The sequence below is a fragment of the Bacillus taeanensis genome (assembly GCF_003318295.1).
In the GTDB taxonomy this organism is placed as follows: domain Bacteria; phylum Bacillota; class Bacilli; order Bacillales; family UBA6769; genus Maribacillus; species Maribacillus taeanensis.
Map to the genome: position 1 here is coordinate 191012 of NZ_QOCW01000003.1, position 23227 is coordinate 214238.

Annotated in this window: 22 protein-coding genes, 1 pseudogene and 1 riboswitch; of the genes and pseudogenes, 6 read left to right on the forward strand and 17 right to left on the reverse strand. The window is 36.6% G+C overall.

The annotated features are described in order from the left end of the window. Window positions 1-485: 485 nt before the first annotated feature. Window positions 486-569, reverse strand: a riboswitch (cyclic di-GMP riboswitch). 448 nt (window positions 570-1017) lie between these two features. Next, a pseudogene (locus tag DS031_RS04850) lies at window positions 1018-1971 on the reverse strand (esterase/lipase family protein); the annotation flags it as partial. Window positions 1972-2107: 136 nt separating this feature from the next. Beyond that, window positions 2108-2545, reverse strand: a complete 438-nt coding sequence (locus DS031_RS04855; protein ID WP_113804798.1) for a DUF2935 domain-containing protein — start codon at window positions 2543-2545, stop codon at window positions 2108-2110. Window positions 2546-2804: 259 nt separating this feature from the next. On the opposite strand from DS031_RS04855, the gene DS031_RS04860 reads away from it, so the two are divergent. The 4 genes from DS031_RS04860 (at window position 2805) to DS031_RS04875 (ending at window position 6815) form a co-directional block, all read left to right on the forward strand. Continuing rightward, on the forward strand, window positions 2805-4256 hold the full coding sequence (locus tag DS031_RS04860) for an alkaline phosphatase PhoX (protein WP_245947214.1): 1452 nt from the start codon (window positions 2805-2807) through the stop codon (window positions 4254-4256). 44 nt (window positions 4257-4300) lie between these two features. Continuing rightward, a complete protein-coding gene (locus tag DS031_RS04865; protein WP_113804799.1) occupies window positions 4301-4531 on the forward strand; it encodes a twin-arginine translocase TatA/TatE family subunit in 231 nt (76 codons plus the stop codon). A gap of 70 nt (window positions 4532-4601) precedes the next feature. Further along, a complete protein-coding gene (gene tatC / locus DS031_RS04870) occupies window positions 4602-5336 on the forward strand; it encodes a twin-arginine translocase subunit TatC (protein ID WP_113804800.1) in 735 nt (244 codons plus the stop codon). A 105-nt stretch (window positions 5337-5441) separates the two neighbouring features. Continuing rightward, on the forward strand, window positions 5442-6815 hold the full coding sequence (locus tag DS031_RS04875) for a YheC/YheD family endospore coat-associated protein (RefSeq protein WP_113804801.1): 1374 nt from the start codon (window positions 5442-5444) through the stop codon (window positions 6813-6815). A gap of 116 nt (window positions 6816-6931) precedes the next feature. On the opposite strand, the gene DS031_RS04880 is transcribed toward DS031_RS04875, so the two are convergent. The 7 genes from DS031_RS04880 to DS031_RS04910 form a co-directional block, all read right to left on the reverse strand. Beyond that, window positions 6932-7528, reverse strand: coding sequence for an SCO family protein (locus DS031_RS04880; protein WP_113804802.1), 597 nt, complete (start codon window positions 7526-7528; stop codon window positions 6932-6934). A 36-nt stretch (window positions 7529-7564) separates the two neighbouring features. Continuing rightward, window positions 7565-11233, reverse strand: a complete 3669-nt coding sequence (locus DS031_RS04885) for a cupredoxin domain-containing protein (protein WP_113804803.1) — start codon at window positions 11231-11233, stop codon at window positions 7565-7567. 20 nt (window positions 11234-11253) lie between these two features. Further along, complete coding sequence (locus DS031_RS04890; protein WP_113804804.1) at window positions 11254-11562, reverse strand: hypothetical protein; 309 nt, start codon at window positions 11560-11562, stop codon at window positions 11254-11256. A gap of 41 nt (window positions 11563-11603) precedes the next feature. Then, window positions 11604-11948 (reverse strand): hypothetical protein, encoded by a 345-nt coding sequence (locus DS031_RS04895; protein WP_245947216.1) that lies wholly within the window; start codon window positions 11946-11948, stop codon window positions 11604-11606. A gap of 82 nt (window positions 11949-12030) precedes the next feature. Then, complete coding sequence (locus DS031_RS04900) at window positions 12031-12789, reverse strand: hypothetical protein (RefSeq protein WP_245947218.1); 759 nt, start codon at window positions 12787-12789, stop codon at window positions 12031-12033. Between the two features lie 73 nt (window positions 12790-12862). Then, the gene (locus tag DS031_RS04905) at window positions 12863-13327 is read right to left on the reverse strand and encodes a hypothetical protein (protein ID WP_113804805.1); all 465 of its coding nucleotides are present in this window, start codon (window positions 13325-13327) and stop codon (window positions 12863-12865) included. Window positions 13328-13350: 23 nt separating this feature from the next. Beyond that, window positions 13351-13770, reverse strand: a complete 420-nt coding sequence (locus DS031_RS04910) for a hypothetical protein (protein ID WP_245947220.1) — start codon at window positions 13768-13770, stop codon at window positions 13351-13353. A 242-nt stretch (window positions 13771-14012) separates the two neighbouring features. Here DS031_RS04910 and DS031_RS04915 point away from each other — a divergent pair, with 242 nt between their 5' ends. Beyond that, window positions 14013-14756 carry a hypothetical protein gene (locus DS031_RS04915; protein ID WP_113804806.1) on the forward strand — a complete coding sequence of 248 codons (744 nt, stop codon included), beginning with the start codon at window positions 14013-14015 and terminating at the stop codon, window positions 14754-14756. Between the two features lie 69 nt (window positions 14757-14825). Here DS031_RS04915 and DS031_RS04920 read toward each other — a convergent pair whose 3' ends face one another. Continuing rightward, complete coding sequence (locus DS031_RS04920; RefSeq protein WP_113804807.1) at window positions 14826-15311, reverse strand: hypothetical protein; 486 nt, start codon at window positions 15309-15311, stop codon at window positions 14826-14828. 250 nt (window positions 15312-15561) lie between these two features. Here DS031_RS04920 and DS031_RS04925 point away from each other — a divergent pair, with 250 nt between their 5' ends. Next, window positions 15562-17385, forward strand: coding sequence for a sulfatase family protein (locus DS031_RS04925; RefSeq protein ID WP_113804808.1), 1824 nt, complete (start codon window positions 15562-15564; stop codon window positions 17383-17385). A 117-nt stretch (window positions 17386-17502) separates the two neighbouring features. Here DS031_RS04925 and DS031_RS04930 read toward each other — a convergent pair whose 3' ends face one another. The 7 genes from DS031_RS04930 to DS031_RS04960 all read right to left on the reverse strand — a co-directional run bounded on the left by DS031_RS04930 (window position 17503) and on the right by DS031_RS04960 (window position 23205). Further along, on the reverse strand, window positions 17503-18186 hold the full coding sequence (locus tag DS031_RS04930) for a GNAT family N-acetyltransferase (protein ID WP_113804809.1): 684 nt from the start codon (window positions 18184-18186) through the stop codon (window positions 17503-17505). Window positions 18187-18394: 208 nt separating this feature from the next. After that, entirely contained in the window at window positions 18395-18625 is a 231-nt protein-coding gene (locus DS031_RS04935) for an excisionase family DNA-binding protein (protein WP_113804810.1), read from the reverse strand. Between the two features lie 89 nt (window positions 18626-18714). Next, complete coding sequence (locus DS031_RS04940) at window positions 18715-18915, reverse strand: cold-shock protein (RefSeq protein ID WP_078550080.1); 201 nt, start codon at window positions 18913-18915, stop codon at window positions 18715-18717. 253 nt (window positions 18916-19168) lie between these two features. Beyond that, a complete protein-coding gene (locus DS031_RS04945; protein WP_113804811.1) occupies window positions 19169-19351 on the reverse strand; it encodes a hypothetical protein in 183 nt (60 codons plus the stop codon). A gap of 225 nt (window positions 19352-19576) precedes the next feature. After that, on the reverse strand, window positions 19577-21130 hold the full coding sequence (locus DS031_RS04950; RefSeq protein ID WP_113804812.1) for a glycosyltransferase family 4 protein: 1554 nt from the start codon (window positions 21128-21130) through the stop codon (window positions 19577-19579). Beyond that, window positions 21127-22239, reverse strand: a complete 1113-nt coding sequence (locus DS031_RS04955) for a CotS family spore coat protein (protein WP_113804813.1) — start codon at window positions 22237-22239, stop codon at window positions 21127-21129. The genes DS031_RS04950 and DS031_RS04955 overlap by 4 nt, the downstream gene beginning before the upstream one ends. 6 nt (window positions 22240-22245) lie before the next feature. Further along, complete coding sequence (locus DS031_RS04960) at window positions 22246-23205, reverse strand: SDR family NAD(P)-dependent oxidoreductase (RefSeq protein WP_113804814.1); 960 nt, start codon at window positions 23203-23205, stop codon at window positions 22246-22248. Between the last annotated feature and the right edge of the window lie 22 nt (window positions 23206-23227).

Sequence of the window (23227 nt, forward strand, 5' to 3'; positions counted from 1 at the left end):
AGGGGATCGTTCCCCTTGCCAAAGTCATCAGACGGGATGTGTGCGTTCGCTGTTTCGTTTCCAAGAGGTAGGAAACGGTCTTACTTAGCACTCATAGAGCCTCAGACTGGAGAAACATCCAAGGGTATGTCTTGACCGCTCCCTGACAACGTCGTTCATCATGCTGTCTTTCTTTCAAAAGACTACACTCACTGAGGCTTGAAAGCACGGAACAGTTCATATAAAACCAATTCCTCTCGATTTGATATGATTTTTTACGGTTTTATACGAAATAAAACCAACTGTTCCGAGCTCCTTAAATTTAATCTCAAATGACTTATTAAATATATTTTTGATTTTAATAGCGATTAAGTCTCTACAAAAAGTGCTTTATATTACTTTTAAACAGAATACGAACATTTGTTCTAAATCTATTATAACCATTTCTTCTTCCTATTTCAAGGGATAAGTTTGATTCATTAAAAAAGACCATCAATTAACAAGTGTTAATTAATGGCCGGTTGCACTAATCGCTCAAAACTATCAAAGTGCCCAATTATAGATAGTTTGTCTTCGCTTCCTTTCACTGGATAAATATTCATATTAAAGATTATTTTTCTACTATACTTTACTATACATTGTATCCCACTGCAATATGTGTAACTTTTATAACAATTCTTCTAAACTCTTCACTTAAATAATTTCTATTTCATTTTCAGCACTCATATTATTTTGCAGTGATTTTCCCTGCATTCCTTTTTGTTTCATAATAATTTCAACAGGCCTCTCACTCTTAGCTCTATATTTTAACCTTATATTATTTAGATCTTTACCACTTATTAAAAGACAACTCAACGTATCACTGAACTGCTCATAATGAATATTGCCACAAGTAAAGTTCATTCCTTTTTTAACATGTTTATATTCCTTATCTTCACTTATATAGAAGTCTCCTTTCCCTTCTGTTAAAATCATTATTTCATCTTTTTCTTCTTTTGTTTTAGCAGTTTTTTTATGATTGCTTAACCCTTTTCCAAGCAGTTTTTTGCGTAAAATTGGTTCACTTTCTGTCAAGATTTCAATATGACTGCCTCTTAGCATATATTTATCTCCATTAATAAGAAATACACTGTTTAACGATGCATTGCCATCACCGGCATCTGTTTTAATTTCTCCAACCACTTGACCATCTGCCCATTTTGTTTTTGAATCAGACGGAATCACTTCTAAGTATTGAACAGTTTCTTCCCCAATTCCCGCAATAAGTGTCACTTTTATTCCTCTTTTTTCAATTAAAATGCGATTATCATTTAAAGAATCAATAAATGGATTTTTTGTTTTCATTTTTTCATATGAAAGAAAGGACATTGTACCATTTTTATTTTCATTGATAAGATAACTTCCATAATCTTTACCAGGCATAATATCTTTTAATCCCTTAAAATGTTTATGAATCGCTTCAATTTGATTCCCTTTATACAGCTTACCAAGCAGCCAAAGGTAAACTTCCATATAAAGATGAACGGCATTAAAATGATGACCATGTCCCGGCATTTTCCCTCCTGTCCAATAACTGTAATTCGGGGTAGAACCGGCGTTTGGTGTTGCTAAAATAATAAGCTGCTGAACATCATTTTCATAATAATCACTTTGTACATATGCCCTCGCTACAAGCCCGCCCATACTGTGACAAATAAGATGGACTTTTTTCGCTTTTGTTTTCCGTTTCACTTCCTTTATTTTCATATAAAGATAATCTTTTGCTGAATGCGGAATCTGCTTTCTCCAATCGTAAAAAGCAATAAATAAATCCTTATTTTGGACATATCCCATCTCTTCAAGCATGTTTATAAACGGCTCATAGGCATATTTAGCGATCCCAAAACTCCAGCTTCCTGTCCCCGGAATAATCTCATTACTCATTGAACCGAATAATCCTGGTACAACAATAATTGGAGTACGATGACCTTTTAAAAGATTTACAAACCACATAACGAACACTCCTCACAGCATAACCTTGTAATATAAGTATGTTTTTGTGCTTAAAGAGTTCTTAAAAAGGGACAATATTCATTCATCTCATAAAAAAAGAAACTACTCTACAGCAGTTTCTTTATCTATATTATGGCTAGTATGTATGATTTGCTCCATAAAGAAGTGTTTGAGCAATGCCAACAAAATACTCTGATTCACGGATAATATGATCTAACACAACTTTTGCTGTTGGATTTTCACTCACCGCTTTGCTTTCTGTTTTAATGATTTGACAAAGCTTTATAAATTCTAGACTTTGCTGCAAGCAGAAGGAAACAAGTTGTAAAACATCTTGATAAAGCTTTGTCGGAACATAATACGGCGAGCGAATGACAGACTCAGTAAAGCGCACCACCTGCTGATGTGTTTCGGAAAGAGCCTTCTCCCACTTTCTTAACGCATCCACAAATTGTTGTTCAAGATTTGCGACTAATTCTCGAATAACCACTGTATGTTCCTCTTCTTGATGCTTCCAAAATTCTGCTTCATCTAGAATACGCAGCGGCATTTGCTGCCCATAAAAAAATTGCATCTTCTATCTTCCTTCCCAATCTATTTCTTATTTCAATGTATGGAAAATATAAAAGAGATATGCTTTATAAATATAAAGTTTAAAACCTAGGGATCTTATTCCATTTTCCAGTATTTTAGACCTCCTACTCAGGAACTATTTTTTCTGAATTAACAAAAAATTAATAATAGCAACATAATCTCTTAACGTTTACTTGTTATGTTGGTTATAGAATCACTCCAAGGCAGCTCAGCCTAAAAAATTCAGGGAGGGACCTTCATTGGTTAACCGAAACAAGTACGGAAACATGAATCGCAGGGATTTCTTAAAGGTTGGCGGTATGAGTACTGCAGCATTAACACTTAGTGCTTCTGGATTATCTTCACTCGGATTTGCTAAAAGTGGACTAGCTGCATCAAAAGAAAATCCAACAAGTAGGTTTGGCGGATATGGCCCTTTAGTAAAGGATCCAGATGGTCTCTTAGATCTTCCGGAAGGATTTCATTACAAAATTATTTCGAGAACGGGAGACAAAATGTCAAACGGTGATTTAGTCCCTGCTGGACACGATGGAATGGCTGCCTTTCCAGGACTTAAAAACACAACAATCCTTGTCCGAAACCATGAACTTGGAACGAACTCTCAATATCCTGTAAACGGGAAAAATCCTTGGAGTAAAGGTGCAGCTGGCGGAACAACTACTCTCGTTGTTGCACCTAATCAGAAAGTTATCAACGAATATGTTTCTAATTCAGGTAATATTCGCAACTGTGCTGGAGGTCCTTCAACCTGGGGAACTTGGTTAACCTGTGAAGAAACTCGTGAACTTGGTCACGGCTTTGTGTTTGAAGTGAATCCACATGATCCTGAAAATGAAATGTCTAAAACTCCTATTCGAGATATGGGTTACTTTTCCCACGAAGCATGTGCTGTTGATCCATCAACAGGGATTTGGTATTTAACAGAAGATAACAACCCAAGTTTTCTTTATCGTTTTACGCCAAATGACCGCAGTCAAAAGCTTGGTTCTTTACAAAACGGCGGTATTCTTGAAGCAGCAGCAATTGACGAATTACCTGCTGCAGCAGCAGGTAACTTTACAAACGGACAAATATTTGGAATAATTTGGAAAAAAGTCAACCCTGAGCGAGCAAAAGAAGATGCAAGAGAGCTTGGCTGTATTCAATTTAGCCGCTTAGAGGGAGCATATTTTGCTGCTGGTGCATTCTGGTTTGATGACACAAGTGCTGGCAAGGAAAACCTTGGTCGTATTTATCGTTACTTCCCTGCTACTAATACTTTAGAGCTATTCTATGAATCGTCTGCTAGCAATGATTTAGAAATGCCAGATAACATTACAATTACTCCTTGGGGAGACCTTTGGATCGCTGAAGATGGACCTGGAAATGACCGAATTATCGGGCTTACTCCAGAAGGGAACGTTTATCCATTTGCTGAAAACCAACTTAACGGTTCGGAATTTGCGGGACCAACGTTTTCAACTGATGGAAATACCTTTTTTGTCAACATGCAATCTCCGGGTATTACCTTTGCCATTTGGGGTCCATTTGCTCGTAGAAATGCTGCGAGACAACGTGCGATGAACCATGCAGCTCCTCCTGCTCATTTAGCTCCAAGTGTTTCGGACAAGCTGGCAGCCTTTGCTGAAAGCAAAGGAATGTCGACCTTAGAAGCTGCAGCATTAGAACGACATGGTATGCCTATATTATAAAACCTACTGCTTCTTATCTTTTATTTCATAGGAGGTGTAATCCAATGTTACAAAACATCGGAATTCCTGGATTAATTCTTATTCTCGTGATCGCTTTAATCATTTTTGGACCTTCTAAATTACCTGAAATTGGTCGTGCATTTGGAAGCACATTAAAAGAGTTTAAAAAAGCAACAAATGACCTTGTAAATGGTGACAGCGAAGAAAAGAAAAATACAGAAGATGGAAATAAACTTCAAGCTATTGAAAAAAATCCAAGCAAAACTGGAAGCTAATAAATGCAAGAGATGTAGGTAGGTCAAAAACCTGCTTACATCTTTCTTGTTTGTGAAAGGAGTTTTACATATGGATAAACGAGAAATAGCCTTTCTTGAACATTTGGAAGAACTAAGAAAACGAATTATTATTACTTTAATCGCCTTTATAGTTTCACTTATTATATCTTTTCTCTTCGTAAAAGATATCCACGAATTTTTAATAAAAGATTTAGATGATAAATTAGCCCTGCTCGGACCTGGAGATATTTTGTGGATTTATATGGTCATTGCCGGAGTTGCTGCTATTGCATTAACGATTCCAACTGCAGCCTATCAAGCTTGGAAATTTGTGAAACCAGCTCTATCAAAGGATGAACAAAAGGCAACCCTAGCATTTATACCTGGTTTATTCTTTTTATTTCTATTTGGAATTGCTTTTGGATATTTTGTTCTATTTCCACTTGTGTTATCGTTTTTAAAAAATCTAGCTGGAGATCAATTTGAAACATTTTTTACCGTCGATAAGTATTTTAAGTTTGTCATTAATTTAACATTACCTTTTGGCTTTCTTTTTGAAATGCCTGCTGTAATTATGTTTTTAACCAGACTTGGGATTGTTAATCCGCTGAAGCTTGTGAAAGCAAGAAAGATGTCCTATTTTGCACTCATTGTTATTTCTATACTCATTACACCACCAGATTTTATTTCTGATATTTTAGTGATCGTTCCTTTACTAATTTTATATGAGTTCAGCATTACATTATCTAAAATTGTCTATCAAAAAAGAATGAACATTGAGCAGACTTCAGCCATTTCGAACTAAAACAGTAGAAAATTGATAAATTCTTTCCACTTTTCTCCTATACACATCCTCCGCTTTATTCATATACTACAATATTAATTGTGTGAATAAGTGGAGGACGAAACAATGATTAAGATTAAGTATATTTATGATCAATCAAGAGAACAATCCGGCACATTAGTCAGTACAGAAAATGCAATGCTAAGAAAACCAAAAGTCTACTTATCAACTAAATTTATTAAAACGTATGCTTTAGAAACAAATACATTAACCATTAAAATTGGAAACTGGTCAAAGGAATTTATCATTAAAACAAATAGACATATCCCTGCCCATATTGTTGGTTTAGCAAAAAACGATATGCCTTTTCAACTTCCAGACGACTTCTCCTATGAAATACGAGTTGAAGAAAATACCCTTCATATTGGTCCTATTATTGCGTTTATGGCTCAAAACAGGCTGCAAGATTTAACTGTAAAAAAATTGGAGCAGTATCGTTCTTATTTCAAGAATTACACTTCCATTCGCGGACTTATTTTTGTATGTGCAATCGATAGTGTTAACATAAACAACGAAACAATGATCGGCTATTATTATAACCCCTCAGCAAAGACACCAAAAAATCGTTGGAAAAAAGAGATATTCCCTTATCCCGATTCTTTATATAAAAAGATCAAAACACCTCTTAATATTCAGCAAAGCTTAAAATCAGCATTAGGAAATCGAATTTTTAATACGAATTATTTTAATAAGCTTGACTTCTGGAATGTATGTTCATTAAATAACAAAACAAAAAATCTTTTACCCCACACAAAAGTTTTTCGATCCATAGAAGATTTAGAAGAGATGGTTTACAAATATGACAAAGTTTATGTGAAGCCGATAGAAGGCATGCAGGGAAATGGTATTTTATTCGTTAAAAGGAAGGACAATGGTATCCTTGTTATTAATAAAGAAAAGAAAGAAAGGTTTTTTACGTCAAAAAAAACGGCAGCGCTATATTTTAATAAGATTCTTACAAGAAAAAGCGGATATCTTGTTCAGCAAGCCATTGTCACGCTCTATAAAGAGCACCAAGTAGACTTCCGACTTTATTTTCAAAAAGATCAAACAAAACAGTGGATTTGCCAAGGAGCAGTAGGAAGATTTGCACAGCAAAAAAGCATTGTTACTAATTTTAAACATCTAGATAAACTGTATAAAGGAACACAAGCACTGCAGCTTCTCTTTAATGTTGAGGAAGCAGCAGCTAATAAAATGATGAATAAAGCAATTCAAGCTTGTCGAGAAATTTGTGAAACGATTGATAATGAATTAGGTCAGTTTGGCGATTTTGCCATTGATATTATTATTGATGAACATCAAAAGCCTTGGATTCTTGAAGTAAACAGCGGCGTTTATGGTTGTAAGAGTTTAAGGGTATTAAAAGACTATAAAACATTATCTAAAATTCGAACAACACCTTTTCAATTTGCAAAAACATTAGCAGGTTTTCAATAATTTCTTAAGATAAAACTACAGGATAAGAATATAAAAATTATGTGCTATGCTGCCTATAAAAAACCATTACCAGTTTAATGGTAATGGTTTGCTAAATCTGTACAGGCCATTATTTTTTAGAAATGATCAGCTAAGAAAAAAATATCTTCTAAAATATCCTTCTTTTCAATCGGCTTATTCGCATTAGCCATACTGTAAATAGCACGAATGTTGTTATGTTGATCAAGTAAATACATTGTTGTAGAATGCGAGAAAAAATCGCCTTCCAATTTTTGATACTGCATTTGTAATCCTCCTGCAATTTGCTTTGTTTCTTCTGGGGTGCCTCTTAACCACTTCCATCCCGATAGATCTGTTTGAAATGATTTAGCATATTGCTTAATGGTTTGCTGCTGATCATTTTCCGGATCAAATGAAATGGCAACTAGTTCTACTTTCTCTCCAAATAACCCCTCTTCTTTTAGCTCGCTTTGCAGCTCTTTAAAATCCATCATTGTTAACGGACAAATGTCTGGACAGTTCGTGTAAAAAAAGGTGATTAATTTTATTTTTCCATTATTTAATTGATAGGTTTCTCCATGAACATCTTCTAACTGAAAAGCATCGACTTTATCCAAGATCGGCAATTTTTCATTGTGCGGCCAGAACCAATACACGATGACAAATCCAATGAAACTAATAACTAGAAAAAGTAATACAGATCTTTTGCCCATTTATTTTCACACCTTGTTACAAAGTCTTAAAAACTCTCATTCTATTCGCTTTTTATTCTTTAATGGCGGAAGATTTTTTTGGCGGTTTTTATGCACACGGAGTATTCCCCACATCCCCTGCTCAATATCCCAGCGGATGTTGCCGGAACGGTACATATAATCGCCAGGAAAATTATAAAAGCTTCCTGCCCCGTAATGAAGCTGTAAATCAACCGCATGCCCTGCAACGATTTCTCCTTCTATGGACTTTACTTGTGAAACAATGTCCTTATCATCTGTATTCCAATAGTGACCATGTAAATGGAACGTATGACTGCGGCGGCGTTCAGATGGATTCACAAGTCGAATGGTAATTGGATCTCCCGGATATGCTTCAAAAACCGGTGTGGAGGGATCACCAAATACTTTTGAACTAAATAAATCTTTTAATACGGGGTGCTGACGTAATCGATTAATTAACTGCTCTGTTCGATAATTAAAGCCTCTTGAACCGTTATCATACGTATCAACAAGATCATCAAGTTCTTCAGGATCGACTCCCCCTAAAATACCATCCACAGGGTCAACGATAAGTTTTCCGTTTTTATCAACTAATCTTGCACCATCATACATGACAAGTACAAATTCTCTCGTATCAGGGACAAAAGGTGTTCTTAAGACAACATTTGCCCCTGTCCTTACCGGCTTTAATGTTTGTGGATCTAAAACTTCAGTTCCTCGAGGCTCTGCGATGAAGGCTCCAAATGTCCCAAGTGATCTATGATTTCGGATATCAGCCATATCCCACATCCCGCAAGCGCCAACTTCCACATCAACAAACCATTTATACGTAATGGTTTCTCCAGGTCCAACTGTTTGATCAGGATTAAATCCAACCGTTTCCCCAGACGAAGATTTTACATCATATTGAATTAACTGCGGATGTAGTGAGATTCGCACAGAAGGAGGGTAAAAGGCTTGTTCTTTGACAGGTGGATACGGCCATATGCCGTCTGGAAACGGAAATTTACCAAATTCGAGCATACTCGTTAAGTGAACCTCAACAACGTCTCCTTGATTGGCACGAATAATAAGCGGCTCAGGATTTTTCTTACCAGAAAGAATATCATTCATATCTTCTTTTAAAGTAAACACAATACCAAATGGATCTTTTTCGCCCCATTTGCTGTATACAATCGGTGTATGAAAGGCGATAATGTCAAAACGTTTGACTGGTGCGTTAGGAGGGGCTGGAACTTCAATAATTTCAGCAGGGGCTGGCGGCTTCCCAGTTTTCTCCGGGAGCGGCTTTGTTCGCTTTGGAGGCGGCTGTCGATCATTAAGTGGAATGAGAAAATCAACTTCTTGATTAAAGGCCCGAATTAATCCCCACAATCCATTCCAAAGATCTTCTTCCGTTTCAAAAGTCCATAAATAATCTCCTGAGAAAGGAACTGTCATTTCAAATGTAAACGACTCGGAAATGCCAATATGCTGCTGGGACTTAAACTTTGTTTCTGCGTCTGGATGCTCTGCTTTCCAGCGAAGACCGTGAATATTAAAGCTGTGTGATTCTTCATGGGCACCCTGCAGCAATCGAACACGAATTGGATCTCCTTCATAGCAAAGTAAGATTGGAGTAATAGGATCACCATTTACAAACGAACTAAACGAATAAGCAGGATCATCGTCTTTACCTAAACGAAACTGAAGCGGTTCATTTTTATAATTGACACCGAATAAACCGGGATCATCTTGAGAGCCCGGAAATTCCGGGGGATTTAGTGGACAACCGTTTTTATCAAAAAGAAGTGAAAAATCTTGAACCATTAACACAAAATCTCTGTAGTCTGGAATGAGCGGCTGTGTAACGGTAATTTGTGTGCCATGATCCACCTCTTCTCCTGTTTTTGAATCAAGAAATTTTGAAAAACGTGGATGAATAACCCCTGCGCCAAACACACCGTGCTGCTGATGGAAGTTGGCAAACAAATGATCATGGAAAAACCATGCTTTTAACTCCACATCAGCAAAATATTCGTAGCGAATCGTTTCTCCAGGTAAAACACTTGAATCATAGTTCCAGCCAACATTTGCCCCGTCACATACCAATACATCGAATTTAACGAAGTGAATGTGCAGTGCCGCTTCATATGTTCTTGTTACAAGCTGAAATGCATCGCCGCCTGCTACTTCTGGAAGACGGTTTGTAAAGTTGATTCTCAGACAAGTATCTGCTGGAGTGTGAATAATGAGCGGCTCTGGTTCTTTTTTACCTGCTAACACATCTTCAATATCTTCATCAAGAACATAAATCCTGCCTTTTGGATCGTTCCATCCTTGACGGTTATAAACGATTGGAAGCTGAATAAGCGAGATATTAAACTCCTTCACAACTGGGTCTTCAGCAACACGACACGGATCTGCAAAAACAGCTCCAGGTCTAACATTAGGAACGGCCGCATTTTTTTCTAATTCAGTCAGTTCACGCCCCCCAACAATTCCAAGCGGCGGACGCGGTGCTTTACAGCCAACTTTTCCGGGGATAAAATTTGGAAAGCCCGGTCGCTCTTTTGTCGGCTTTGGTGGACAAGGACGGTCAGGTAAAGGCTGGAGTGGCTTAATTGGTACCCCATTTGGATAACACTGGCTTCCATCTTGAAGCGTATTAAAAATACGATTTATTCCCCACATCCCAACCGCAAAGTGTGGGTATAAGTGACAGTGAATAATTACATCTCCAATTGCTCCATGCAGGGACCCTAAACCGTAGAGCGGTTCAACCGTATACCACGTTTGTGGACTTGTTGATTGGGCATCAATAATTTCAGACTCTGTATTAGTAGGATCTTTAAACCACTGATGAACATGATAGTGAAAAACATGAGTTTCTTTTACACCAGCATGAACAAGCCTTACTTTCGCTGGATCACCCTTATATCCCCGCAATATCGGGGTAGCCGGATCACCAAACGCCCAAGAGTCATGGTGAACTTCTTCGCCTTCACAGTCCGGGCAGACAACCCCTTCTTGAATTAATTTTTGCCTGTTTTGAACAGGTTCATAGCGATAATTAATCGCATGAGTCGATTCCCTTTCCTGATTTGTAACGGGATCTAACGGTCGGTTTCCGGTTATATCCTTAGCCGGCATTTCATCATGGAAAATCCATCCATACTCGCGAAATGAAGGTAAAAAAGGATGATGAATATCAGCAAATACACCGCTGTTAATTGGTTCTCCCGTTACAGGATCCGTCCACCAAGAGCCTCGACTATGCACAAAAATACAGCCAAACAAACCGTTAATATTAGAACCGCAATCACTGCTGTCAGGATTTCCTAGGTCGGTAAAAAGATAAACACCTTCATGATTCACTCCTAATTTATAAAGAATTTGCTCACCCGGTTTGACAAGTGTATTTGGATTAAAGCCAACATTTGCGCCGTCCGATGTTAACACATCATAGTCGGCTTCTTGAAAGTGCATCCCGGCCGGAAGGTGTGTTTGATTTTCAAATAATATTTCAACATCATCATCAACATTTGCGCGAATACAAAGCGGCTGCACTAAATCAACAGGTGTAAACGGACTTTTACGAACTTGTTCTTTTACTTTGCTTTCGTTTTCCTTTAAAACGTACATAAGTCCTTCTTCATCATGATCACCAAAATTATTCAACACAATTCGAATCGGGATCGCAACGACATGATAAAACCGTTTCATTCGCCTCTCCCTCCTTCTTTCTAAAAATCATCCTTAAGATCAGGGATTTTCGGCTGACCTTTACGTTCAATATAAAAGGCCTCAATTCGGTGTACATGAATTTTCCATATCCGGTTTTCTAATTCTGATACAATCGTTACATTGACATCAACAACAACGAAATCTTCAACCATTTCGATAATTCTCCCGATAAAAACGTAGGGAAACGAGGGAGTAATAATAAGAACCTTTTTTCCTACTGCCTCTCTAAATGTCACAATAAGTGCTTCATCATGAATATCATTAATAGAAGGTAAATTTATTTGAGGAAAGCCGCTGTTAAACCTCACTATTTGATTTCCCCCTTTATGTTGATTTTGATAGAGTAGTACTACGTAAGCGGGATTCTTTCATTACAATCAAAATTAGATGTAAAATGAGCAATTTTTTCAAGCGGAAAGCTTAGTGGGGTTGGAAATTGGAAAAATGGGGCATTTACAAGTTTAATATTGACCGGAAATAAGGTAAGATGCCCTTGGGACACCTCTCTAATTGTGCCGCAAAATACTGGTCGAAATGTTTGACCAAATATATTTAACTGATCAGACTCTGTGACAATTAAAATATTTTCTCCAATCATCTTCTGCAGTTCCCTGAACAATTCATCTTCAATTTCCATTTCATTTAAATCCATCTCTTTTTTACGTTTTTGCTTTTCCATTTTTTCATTTGACATAAAACCGCCTCCCCCTTTCTCGTTATCTTTAATCATTGTTTTGAATATTTATTAACTCTCTTATCGAGTGCGAACTTTTAAATTACCTTCTATTCATTGATAAATGTTTAAAAACATGTGTAATAATACTTAGTAAACGAAGGGTTGCAATATACTTAACCTCTTTTAATACAATGGCTTCCTCTTTCCCAACCATATTCAATGTAAGCTTTTTATTTTTTGAACAAATTATTTTCCCAATTTTTTTCTGATGTTCATTAAGGTGAACTTCTATCCACGTTTCACGCCAAGAATCTAAATTTGTTTGTAATGTTTCTTCAAAAAACTGCTGTTTTAAAAGATCTCGCTTTGAAACTGTCTCTCCAAAATTTTGCAGCAGCTTTTTTCGTAAATTATTATCATAAATAAAGTGCTGATGTGTATTTGAATAGTTTGGGATGCCATACGGGATGTTCGCTGATTCTACAGCTGAATATGGAATCCAAATTCGTTCTTTTAAGTTAGTTAGCATCACAAAGTCCCGCCCAACCGCGCTTACTTTTCCTTCTGTATAGATAGGATCATTTCCAATTTTTGAATAAACTTCAACCTGCTGATTTCGCTTAGCTTTTAAAAATTTTCTCAGCTTTAACAGTTTTCCCCTCGTTTCATCTCCTTTTGAAATATTAAATAAATTTGCGCGGTCCATGTATTCCATTAATAATCTTGTATCTTCAGTAGTCGTCGATGTTGTTGGCGAAATAAATTCACTGCCGCTTCTATTATTCATTTCATTAATAATATCTTCTTTTATCGATTCTCGCTGTCGGCTTTCTAATAAAGTTTTTACATATTCTTTCAACCGAATTTTCTTTTCTGTTCGCTTTTTTATGGCTTCCCCACTCCTTTCACTCCCTTCTAATAAGAGCGCTTTTTTATACAATTAAGGAGTAATATACTAAACAAAAAGTCATTATAACGAGCACCGTGCCAAATAGACTAAATATAAAGATGTTTTCATTTACACTCATTAAATAAGAAGCAGGCAAACTGCATAAAGCTGGGTTTTTAACGATCGCTCCAAGCATGATTCCCATCATACTGCCAACCACACCATGAAAAAAGCCGGACAACAATGATTGAAATTTAACGAGTGAACCAAAACAGATTCCGATTGCCCCTCCGATAACAGCAGCAAACCACGCATTAAGAGATAAAGAATTGAAAAATAAAAATTCAATGCTCATTCCAATATTTAAGCTTAAAATACCGCTCGTGCACATCGCCATCACCATTCCGTAGCGATCGCTGAACAATTTTCTTTTGTTATAAAGCACTTTATACGCAATAACAAAAATGAGCAGATTGATAATGAAAGTCCCACCAAGAAAGAACAGCATAATCCCTGTATTCCCTCCTATCTTTATGTATGTTTGGCTGACAAAATGAAGAGAAACAGAGAAGAAACAAAAATAAGCTCTATCATTATTAGAAAAGGAATACTATTTTGTGCGGCAGCCCCAACCATTGGAGCCATAATTCCCATCATTAAACCATTCGCATAACCCGTTAAGAGCGTTTGATAGTCAAATAATCCTCCAAAAAGCGCTCCAACTATCATTCCGCACAGTGTTGTTACAATTGTAACAGTGACAAATTTTAATGGAAATTGATAAATTAACAGCACTCCTGCTGCAACCGCAAAAAAACCTCCAGCCATATTAGCAATATTCATTCCTAATTGAAAACCAATTAGTTTTCTTGTTTGAAAAAGATACATATAAGCAATCCCCATTATTACGATGTTTCCGTATAAAAAGAAGCCAATATATTGCATGACCATTTACAATCACCTCACAACATAACCGTCATTTAAACAATTATGATACAAGGCACTTGTCCTATTCATCCTAAAATTAAAGGTTCTTTACAAATAATGTAACAACCTAAACAGAAAAAACAGAAAAAGTTTGCAAACGATCTTATCGATGTCCGTTACCAGAAGCCTTCTTTAACCATATAGTAGGAATATGACATAAGAAAGGAGTGTCAACGATTAATCGTAAAACTAAAAAAGACAGTAAGATGAAAAAAAGTGATTCAAAGCGCTTCAAATCAGAATTTTGCTGTCCCGAATTTGTCCCTGCCTGTATAGATGATGATCGCTTTTGTTCTCCCTTTAAATGTCCAGAGCAGCTGCCGCAGCCAAAATTCTCATCACCAAACAGTTCACTTTCACCAGAAGATTTAGAAAAATTAAATGAGTGTATTGAGGAAGCCAACCAGCTGCTTCTTACGCTTGCCTTAGAAAGAGAGGAAGATAACTTAAAATTTCTTCAGCAAAGCTTCCGAAACTTAAAAGGACATCAAGTAATCGTAACCTTTAAATGCAATGAGAAAATTGAAAGCATAAAAGGTACAGTGTTAGATACAGGATTGGATTTTATAATTATAGATAAAAAAGTTACTTTTTCACTTATTCCGTTTGAACGAATTTTAGCTGTTAAACATCGAAATGATTCAGCTCGCTTAAAGATGGACCAAGAACTCCTTAAGATTGATACATGTTTAAGAAGAGCAATCACGTTTCAATTTGGAGAAGTTGTCGCCAAAAGTCCCTTTCTTCTTAATTTATTTTTCGGTCTTTCTTTAAATATGTTTCTAGAAAGTTTTGTCGGCTGCTTTGTTTATGTGAAAACCGATACAGAAGAATTTGAAATTGATGGAACATTAGTAGAGGTAAAGAAACAGTCAATTGAATTAAAGGTCGATAAAGAAAAACGAGGAATCGACTTTGATGAAATTTGCTTTATCGAAATTGAAGACTAATGCTCTACAAAACAGCAAAGCCATCTTTTGATGAAAAGATAGCTTTGCTGTTTCATGCGCTTTCACATGTTAACAGAGCTCCAGCTTTACTTTACAGCCGATATGACGAAACAGCTCAAAGTTCACGCTGTCTGTTAATCCTGCTAACCGAAGTTCGATGCGTTCATCACAAAAAGGGATCACATGATCAAAGAAACATGTGCATCTCTTTTTAGAGTGATGATCCTTTTTCTCCTCACATCTACAAACTTTACGGCACCCTTTCCTGCAGTCATCATGGCAGTCGAAACAGCTGCAGTCAAAGCCACGGCAGCGTGAACAAAAACGACGACAATTGTTATCAATCCACTTTATTTTCTTAATTCGCTCTGTTAATATCGTAACGACCGTATGATCGTCTTTTATTAAATCAACAAAGTCAACACCTACATTACCGATTACACCCACAATATTTATATTTAAAGAACAGTCATTTCGATCATCAATAAATTTAAATTTAGCCGCTTTATCATTATTAGTCAGTTGGTCTACTTTTAACGTTCTTTTAATATACATAATTCCCCTCCCCACTTTCATCTACTGTAATATATGAGACAGCTTAATCAGTGGTTCGATAAAGAAAAGAAGCACTTTCGAAAACACAGCCCATTTTAACGCGCCTAAACGTTTTAAGAAGCGGCAACATACCTTATTAGAAGGATGATGCTGATAGGTAACCGTCTAGTAAAAGATAATAAACCTATTTTTTACTAGACTTCCGCTTACTTTCCCTTCATCCACTTAGCGTTAAGAAGGAAGGAAAATAATGGTAAAAGAAGACTCGCACTCTAAATCTCCTCATCACTTTTTCAAGGAAAAACCAAATTTTCTTATTCTTATGGTTGATCAACAACGATTTCCATCTGTGTATGAAAATAAAGAGTTAAAAAAATGGCGCAAGGAGCATTTGCTTGCACAAGAACTTTTGCGTCAAAACGGCTTTAAATTTAACAATCATTACGCAGGAAGTACAGCTTGTTCTCCAAGCAGAGCAACTCTTTATACAGGTCAATATCCTTCTCTTCACGGTGTTACGCAAACGAGTGGTGCCGCAAAGAGCGCTTTTGATCCTGATATGTTTTGGCTTGACCCAAACAGTGTTCCGACATTCGGTGATTATTTTCGGACCGCGGGATATCGTACTTTTTGGAAAGGAAAATGGCACGCTTCTGATGAAGATATTATTATTCCCGGAACAAATAATGCGTTCCCAAGCTACACGGATACAGGGATTCCTGATCAAGAAAAAGAACAAATTTATCTTCATGCCAACCGCCTAAAAGCATTTGGTTTTTCTGAATGGATTGGGCCGGAGCCGCATGGTTCCTCTCCTCGAAATTCTGGTTCTTCAGCAGCAATCGGCATAAGCGGCCGAGATGCCGTCTATTCCGCCCAAGCCGTTGAATTAATTGAGGCACTTGAAAAAGAAGCAAAAACTTCTCACACAGCACCTTGGCTTATGATGTGTTCATTTGTTAACCCCCATGATATTGCCTTATTCGGCGCTTTTTCAGAGCTTAGTCCATTGTTTAATTTCAAAGTGGATCCATCTCTTCCTTTTATCCCCAAAGCGCCAACCGCTAAAGAGTCTTTAGGGACGAAACCTACGGCACAGCAAAGCTATCGTGAAGTTTATCCAAAAGCCCTGCAGCCTTTAAGGAACAGTTTATTTTATCGCCAACTGTATTATTCTCTGCAAAAACAAGCTGATCAAGAAATGCTAAAGGTATTTACAGCACTTAAAAATTCGATCTTTTATGAAGATACAATCGTTATTTTCCTATCTGACCATGGTGAATTATTAGGTGCTCACGGTGGGTTATTTCAAAAATGGTACAATGCTTATGAAGAATCGATTCATGTTCCCCTCATCATTCATAATCCGAAGCTTTTCTCAGGACGTCAAAGTACAGATATGCTGACAAGTCATGTTGATGTTCTGCCTACAATGTTAGGATTAGCTGGAATTAACGTGAAAAAGACACAAGAAAAACTGCGCAGCAGCCATACAGAAGTCCATCCGTTAGTTGGACGTAACCTTATCCCCTTATTACTTGGTACAGAAAACTTTTTCCGCGCAAATGAACCGCTTTATTTTATGAGTGATGATGATTTTACGCGAGGATTAAATCAAGTTAGTGTCACTGGGGAGCCTTATGAATCAGTGGTCCAACCAAATCACTTGGAATCGATCATTACCACTCTTCCAACAGGTAAAAACAAGGAAAAAGAAATTTGGAAGCTGACTCGTTATTATGATAATCCACAGTTTTGGAGTAATCCTGGCTGTGAAGACAGCGTCGTTACCCAAACTTCAGCAGAAAGTACAAACGAAACGACAACATGTTCGCTTTGTATAACGAAAACAAAAACATGTCCGGTTCCTGATCAATTTGAATTGTATAATTTAACAGCCGATCCGCTTGAAGAAAAAAACTTAGCCAATCCAACATTTGAAACACCTGAATCAATCGCTGTAAAAGAGCTTTTAATATCTGCTCTTGAAGAACAATGCCGCCAAAAAAGACTTTCTCCATCAAGCGGCAGCGTCCCCGGTATGCCGTCTTGTGATTGTAAAGGCACAGATTAACAGTTAGTTTACAAATTAAATACGTCGAACACCAAAAAGAGCAGCCAACTATATGTTCAGCTGCTCTTTTTTATACTCTAAAAAAATAAGCTTTTCATGCTTTCTGTAAAAAGCCATTCAGTCGTTATGACTGACGTTTATGTAAAACGGGTTTTTCCATTCCATTAATGCACCATAATTACACGATTCTTGGTCTTCTAAATAATTAGCCGCTGCTTTAACAGGAGTACGACCGCAGCGAAGTAAAAAAGTAATCACAGGATCCTTACTTTTCCCTTCGACAATCTCTTGAAGATATTGTTCTGCTGTTATTTTATCTGCTCTTTTATGATAACCTGGCATCCGTCCGCCGCCTAACAACCGTTCTAACCGTTTATGAATAACAACATCATACATCGACTGCATCAACAATTTTCCTAAACCTAATTTACGATACGAAGGACGCACGCTAATGTCAACAACATATAGTGTATTTCCATTATGATCATGATTTCGAATATAGCCATTATCGGTTATTTCTTCCCATGTATGATCGGGGTCAGATGGTTTATATTGAACTAATAATCCCGTCATTGAGCCGGCAATTTTTCCGTTTACTTCCATACATAATGCACCTTCTCGAAACAATGTTACATGATTATGAAGCTGTTCTTTGTTCCACCATAACTCAGATGGAAATGGCGGCGGAAAGCATTCCTGCTGAACGTTAATTAATTCAGAGAAATCTTTTTCTTCATAGTTTCTCACAACTGCCGGAATAGGTTGATTTTGATCAAAAACATAGCATTCTTTTCGATACATGCACCTTCCCCCTTTATTATAAAAAACAACCTAATCTATACTTCATATTTTCTTAATTGTACAAAAATTTTTAAAGATGTATAAGTATATTGCTTATATCGCAGAACTAGTATTAGTTTGTAGAATTAGAAATCTATAAAATAAAAAAAATAGGGGGTGTCCGATAAGTACCCATTATTACAGCAAGTATTTATATATCTTTTAAGAGTCAATCTTCATCCTTAGCATCCCAGTCTTCAGGAATTGGCTCATTAAGCAGCTCTTCCACTAATTCTTTATACTTTTCCAACTGCTCAAGATGTGTATTAAACTGTTCTTTATTAATTAAATGCTGCTCCCCATCGTAAACCGTGCGTATCCGCTTTTCTTGGATTAAACGCTCGATATATGATTCGGAAAGGTCTAGATATTCAGCAGTTTCCTTTACAGTAAGGTACAATGTGTTCACCTCATTTTCTTTTAATTTATTGATTAACTAGTTTATTTTCCCACAAAAAAAGGACTCTCTAACAGAGAGTCCTTTAATCATTACGCTTTGTTTACGTTAGTAGCTTGAAGTCCGCGTTGACCTTGTTCAGTGTCAAATGTAACTTTTTGGCCTTCGTCTAAAGATTTAAACCCTTCGCCTTGGATAGCTGAGAAATGTACGAATACATCTTCTCCACCTTCAACTTCGATAAAACCGAAACCTTTTTCTGCGTTAAACCATTTTACTGTACCTTGCTGCATGTTTGTTTCCTCCTAGGTGGATCTTGTCCACAATTTATTACTATCATTGCTCAAGTTAGATATCAAAGGCGAAAAGTTTAAATGCTTACTCTTTCCTTACAGACCGAACAAAAATAATTCCTCCTAAGGATAACAGGTAAAACTTTAAAAAGCAAATAATGTTTAAATATATATTTATTGCAACATTTTTATCACCTTTGAAAAGCCCATTTTACGGGCTTTTCTTGCTATTACTGAGAATTATAAAAAGAAATTAATGCATCCCTTTCCATTCTCCTTGGTTTTTGGATGACTTTTGTTTTTTAGCCTTTTCTTTATGCGCTCGATTGGCCGCTGCACTGCCGAGTTCTTTAGAGAATTCTGAATCGGTTTTACTTGAGTCAAATCCTTGTTTGTTCTTTTGATCTGCATTCGTTTTACCGCTTCTCTTTGCCATAAATAAAATATCCCTCCTTTTTATTTAGTATGAGAATTAAAAAGAGGAATATACGTTACAGCTTTTTACATGTCCCACTGCTATTTGTCTGAAACTTAGAAAAACTCGGCAAGCAGTTATACTTCAACTGCTTGCCGAGTTTTCAAGCAATTATAATCTTTATTCTAACACCGCATCATTTTCTACATATTTTTTGATGGACTAGTACAAACGTATAGATTCTTTCTAGTATTTCCTTCTCTTTCTTTTTTTCATTTTGTCATACTTCAATTCTTTTTCTCTTTTATATGTTGATTCTTTCTTATGTGATCCTTTCTTTTCTCTCCTGCTCTTTCTTTTTTTATTTACTTCTAGACCTTCTTTTAACTTAACTGTTCTTTCGTCATTAGGTACGGTAACTTGAACAATTTCTAAATCTGTTTCATCGCCTTCTAAATTTGTTTCATCAATTTCTAGATCAGATTGTTCATTATTAGAATCTGTATTATCATCTGCAGAAATCTCTTCTTTGTTTTCATTATTAGCAATTGTATCATCGTGTGAAGGTGTCTCTTCCTGTTTTTCGTTATCCATTTTATCTTCAGGGGAGTTAAGAGCAGATTTATCTTCTTTATTTTCTATATTAAGATCTTTAGTATGAAAAGCATCTTCCCACAGCTCTAATATTTCGCCTGCAACTCGATCCCAATTATATTTAGAAATGGCAAGTTCTCTTCCTTTTTGACCCATTTTCTTCATTAAGGAGGAGCTTGATAAGATTTTTGAAATACGATCAGCAAACTCGTTAGGATCTTCCGGTGTTTCTACAATTAAGCCATTTTCTCCAGGAATAATAGCTTCTGCGTTTCCTCCCCGATTTGTTGTCACAATCGGTAATCCTGCTGCCATTGCCTCAAAGTGAACACGAGCTAACGGCTCCTGCCATATTGACGTACATACGAATAAATCAGATGCCCCGTACCATTCTTGCATTTTATAAGGTGATACAAAACCTGTCGTTACAACAGGGATAGCTGATCGTTTAGCTAATGCCCGTACATATGCAACAAAATCTGTTACATCATTTTGACTAAACCACTTGCTTCCCACTAAGACTAATGCCAAGTTTTTATGCTTTTTGGAAAGTTCATTCATTGCTCTTACTAAGCGATCTGCGCCTTTATTTCTTGATAGTCTGCCGGCAAACATAATGACTGTTTTTCCATTTAAACCATGTTCTCTTCGAAGTTTATCTCGAATACTTTTCATGTTCGAGTGAGTGCCTGGTAAAAATCGATTATGATCAACGCCAGAGTAAATCGTTTTTAGCTTGCCTTCAGCTTGTGGGAACAACTTTTTAATCGTATTACCTACATAATGACTAACAGTAGCAATTTTTGCCGTTTCTTCCAGAACTTTTACGGCTTCTTCTGGATCAATTTTAGGTTGATGAAACATATCATTATGCATGCTTAGTGTGATTTTTGCGTTTGGGGCCGCTTCTCTTACAGGTAAAACTAATCGAGGACGATTGAAAATGTGGATTAAATCATATTGATTGTGTTGTACAAATTCAACAACGCCATCGCGATAAATCTCAAATACTTTACCAGGAATCCGTACATACTTTACACCATCCACAGTTTCTTTGTCTGGAAGTGAAGGTTCACTAATTCCTAACACCGTTATATCATGATGTTTACTTAATTGCGGAAGTGCTCCTTCGATATAGGTTTGGATCGCTCCACCTAAGACAGCGGGAATAGGGAGCTTTTCCGTACATATCATTAAAACCTTCACTTGGATTTCACTCCTTTCCAGTCATTTTTAATTTTCTCTAATACAGGCCATTTTGTTTTGTCAATTTCATAAATGGTTTGAATAAGTTGTTTCGTCTCATCATTTAAAAATACTTCAGGCTCATACACCATTTCTTTTACGTTTTTGTAAAATTCATTTGGCATCGCCAAATCAATCCATAAAATTTCATATAATTCAGGAGAAATTGGATTCGCCTCATGATAAGATTTAATCATTTCTCTAACCCAATCCACATCCCATTTGAATAAATCCGCCATTGTTCCAGTGATTAGTTTCCGTAAGTCACGGATAGGAAGGTCAAATGCCACACCATCTAGGTCAATAATCCACATCCCATTCTTACCCATTTGGCCATTAGACCATCCATAATCTTGGTGAACAAGACCCCATGCAGCATTTCCGAGTTTGGTCAATTCCTCATACTTAGATTGTTTTAGGCGCTCAAGACCTTGTTTAGCATGTTCTTCAAAATAATCAATAACCTTTAATACGTCAGAACTAGCACTCATCTCTGGATAAGCAATGGCAATGTTTCGAAACCAATCCATTTTTATAATTGTTTTCTCATAGCTTTTTTCCCATTTATATAGTCTTGAGGCTGTTTCACCTTTCTTAGGAGGAACATAACCTTTACTTAACTTATGAAACTCCCCCAACGCATAGCAAAGCTGTTTGGCTCCTTCCAAATCCTTAGTTACCGGTGCAAGGGGCGTAATCCACTCAGCAATAAACCAAAGCTTATTTCCTGCTTCCACATAATTCATTCCATCTTTTGTTTTAACGATAGGAGGAACTCTAGCTTTTTTTACATCCACTAAATATTCTTGTGCGCCTAGACTAAATAAACTGCGTGTAGGTCTTCGATGTAAGAGTTTTAAACTTTTTGGCCCTTTGTTCGTCTCAATCTTCCAGATTAATCCCCCTTTATCAGCTTTGGTCGTAATCACTTCCATATGACTCACCTTTAAGTCATAGTGAGTTAACACTTTTTTAGCATATTCAATGATATAATCAGGAACAAAAAACTCATCTGTCATTTCTTCTGTTTCCCATGGTTCTATGACTCTATCATTTTTATCATTAACCATTTAAAATTATCCTTTCCTAGTTTTTTTAAACCATGATGCAAACCGCCGTAACCCCTCATCTAATTCAATTTCTGGAACATATCCTATCTTTTTAATCTTAGTTAAATCAGCCCAAGTTTGCGGAACATCTCCTATTTGATTAGACATCCATTTTTTCGAAAACTGGAGGTTAAATGTTTTTTCTATCCTATCTATTAGATCAATGAGCTGTATAGGCCGATCATTTCCTAAGTTAAAAACCTCATAGCCATTTATCCTATAATGGATCGCTTTATCTATCCCTTGGACAATATCAGAAACATATGTGTAGTCTCTACTTGATAACCCATCTCCATATAGCTCAATTTCCTCTCCATTTAATAACTTGGCTGCAAACTTATGAATCGCCAAATCTGGACGCTGTCTAGGACCATATACCGTAAAAAACCTTAGCGCAATAACTGGCAACTTAAAGCAATGACTATAACTTTTACATAGAACTTCCCCAGCAGCTTTTGTAGCACCATATGGAGAAGCAATGTATAGAAGAGGCTGCTCTTCTTTAAATGGCACTTGTTCATTTAATCCGTATACAGAGCTTGAAGAGGCAAAAATAAATTTTTTCACACCATAATCAGCTGAAGCCTGAAGCATATGAAGAGTTCCGATTATATTAACTTTTGCATATTCTCGAGATTGCTGGATGGATGGACGGACACCAGCTTTTGCAGCAAGATGAACAACCATGCTTGGTTTTACTTCTTCAAAAATTTTTCTTACTTCAATTTCGTTACAAATATCTTTTTCATATAAAAAGTAATTTTTATGATCAAGTTGTGCAGCAATATTTTGTTCTTTTATTTCTCGAGGGTAAAAAGGATCGAAATTATCAATAACATGAACTTCATATCCTTCACTTAGTAAATGCTCTGTAAGGTGGCTTCCGATAAATCCTGCGCCGCCTGTAACGATTACTTTATTATTCAATAAGGTTCCCCCTCCCTTTTTG

Excerpts from the sequence above, each read along its gene's own strand:
- DS031_RS04855 (WP_113804798.1), bottom strand. The coding sequence starts at position 2,545 with ATGCAATTTTTTTATGGGCAGCAAATGCCGCTGCGTATTCTAGATGAA.
- DS031_RS04865 (WP_113804799.1), top strand. The coding sequence starts at position 4,301 with ATGTTACAAAACATCGGAATTCCTGGATTAATTCTTATTCTCGTGATC.
- tatC (WP_113804800.1), top strand. The coding sequence starts at position 4,602 with ATGGATAAACGAGAAATAGCCTTTCTTGAACATTTGGAAGAACTAAGA.
- DS031_RS04875 (WP_113804801.1), top strand. The coding sequence starts at position 5,442 with ATGATTAAGATTAAGTATATTTATGATCAATCAAGAGAACAATCCGGC.
- DS031_RS04880 (WP_113804802.1), bottom strand. The coding sequence starts at position 7,528 with ATGGGCAAAAGATCTGTATTACTTTTTCTAGTTATTAGTTTCATTGGA.
- DS031_RS04885 (WP_113804803.1), bottom strand. The coding sequence starts at position 11,233 with ATGAAACGGTTTTATCATGTCGTTGCGATCCCGATTCGAATTGTGTTG.
- DS031_RS04895 (WP_245947216.1), bottom strand. The coding sequence starts at position 11,948 with ATGTCAAATGAAAAAATGGAAAAGCAAAAACGTAAAAAAGAGATGGAT.
- DS031_RS04905 (WP_113804805.1), bottom strand. The coding sequence starts at position 13,327 with ATGCTGTTCTTTCTTGGTGGGACTTTCATTATCAATCTGCTCATTTTT.
- DS031_RS04910 (WP_245947220.1), bottom strand. The coding sequence starts at position 13,770 with ATGGTCATGCAATATATTGGCTTCTTTTTATACGGAAACATCGTAATA.
- DS031_RS04915 (WP_113804806.1), top strand. The coding sequence starts at position 14,013 with ATGAAAAAAAGTGATTCAAAGCGCTTCAAATCAGAATTTTGCTGTCCC.
- DS031_RS04920 (WP_113804807.1), bottom strand. The coding sequence starts at position 15,311 with ATGTATATTAAAAGAACGTTAAAAGTAGACCAACTGACTAATAATGAT.
- DS031_RS04925 (WP_113804808.1), top strand. The coding sequence starts at position 15,562 with ATGGTAAAAGAAGACTCGCACTCTAAATCTCCTCATCACTTTTTCAAG.
- DS031_RS04930 (WP_113804809.1), bottom strand. The coding sequence starts at position 18,186 with ATGTATCGAAAAGAATGCTATGTTTTTGATCAAAATCAACCTATTCCG.
- DS031_RS04940 (WP_078550080.1), bottom strand. The coding sequence starts at position 18,915 with ATGCAGCAAGGTACAGTAAAATGGTTTAACGCAGAAAAAGGTTTCGGT.
- DS031_RS04945 (WP_113804811.1), bottom strand. The coding sequence starts at position 19,351 with ATGGCAAAGAGAAGCGGTAAAACGAATGCAGATCAAAAGAACAAACAA.
- DS031_RS04955 (WP_113804813.1), bottom strand. The coding sequence starts at position 22,239 with ATGGTTAATGATAAAAATGATAGAGTCATAGAACCATGGGAAACAGAA.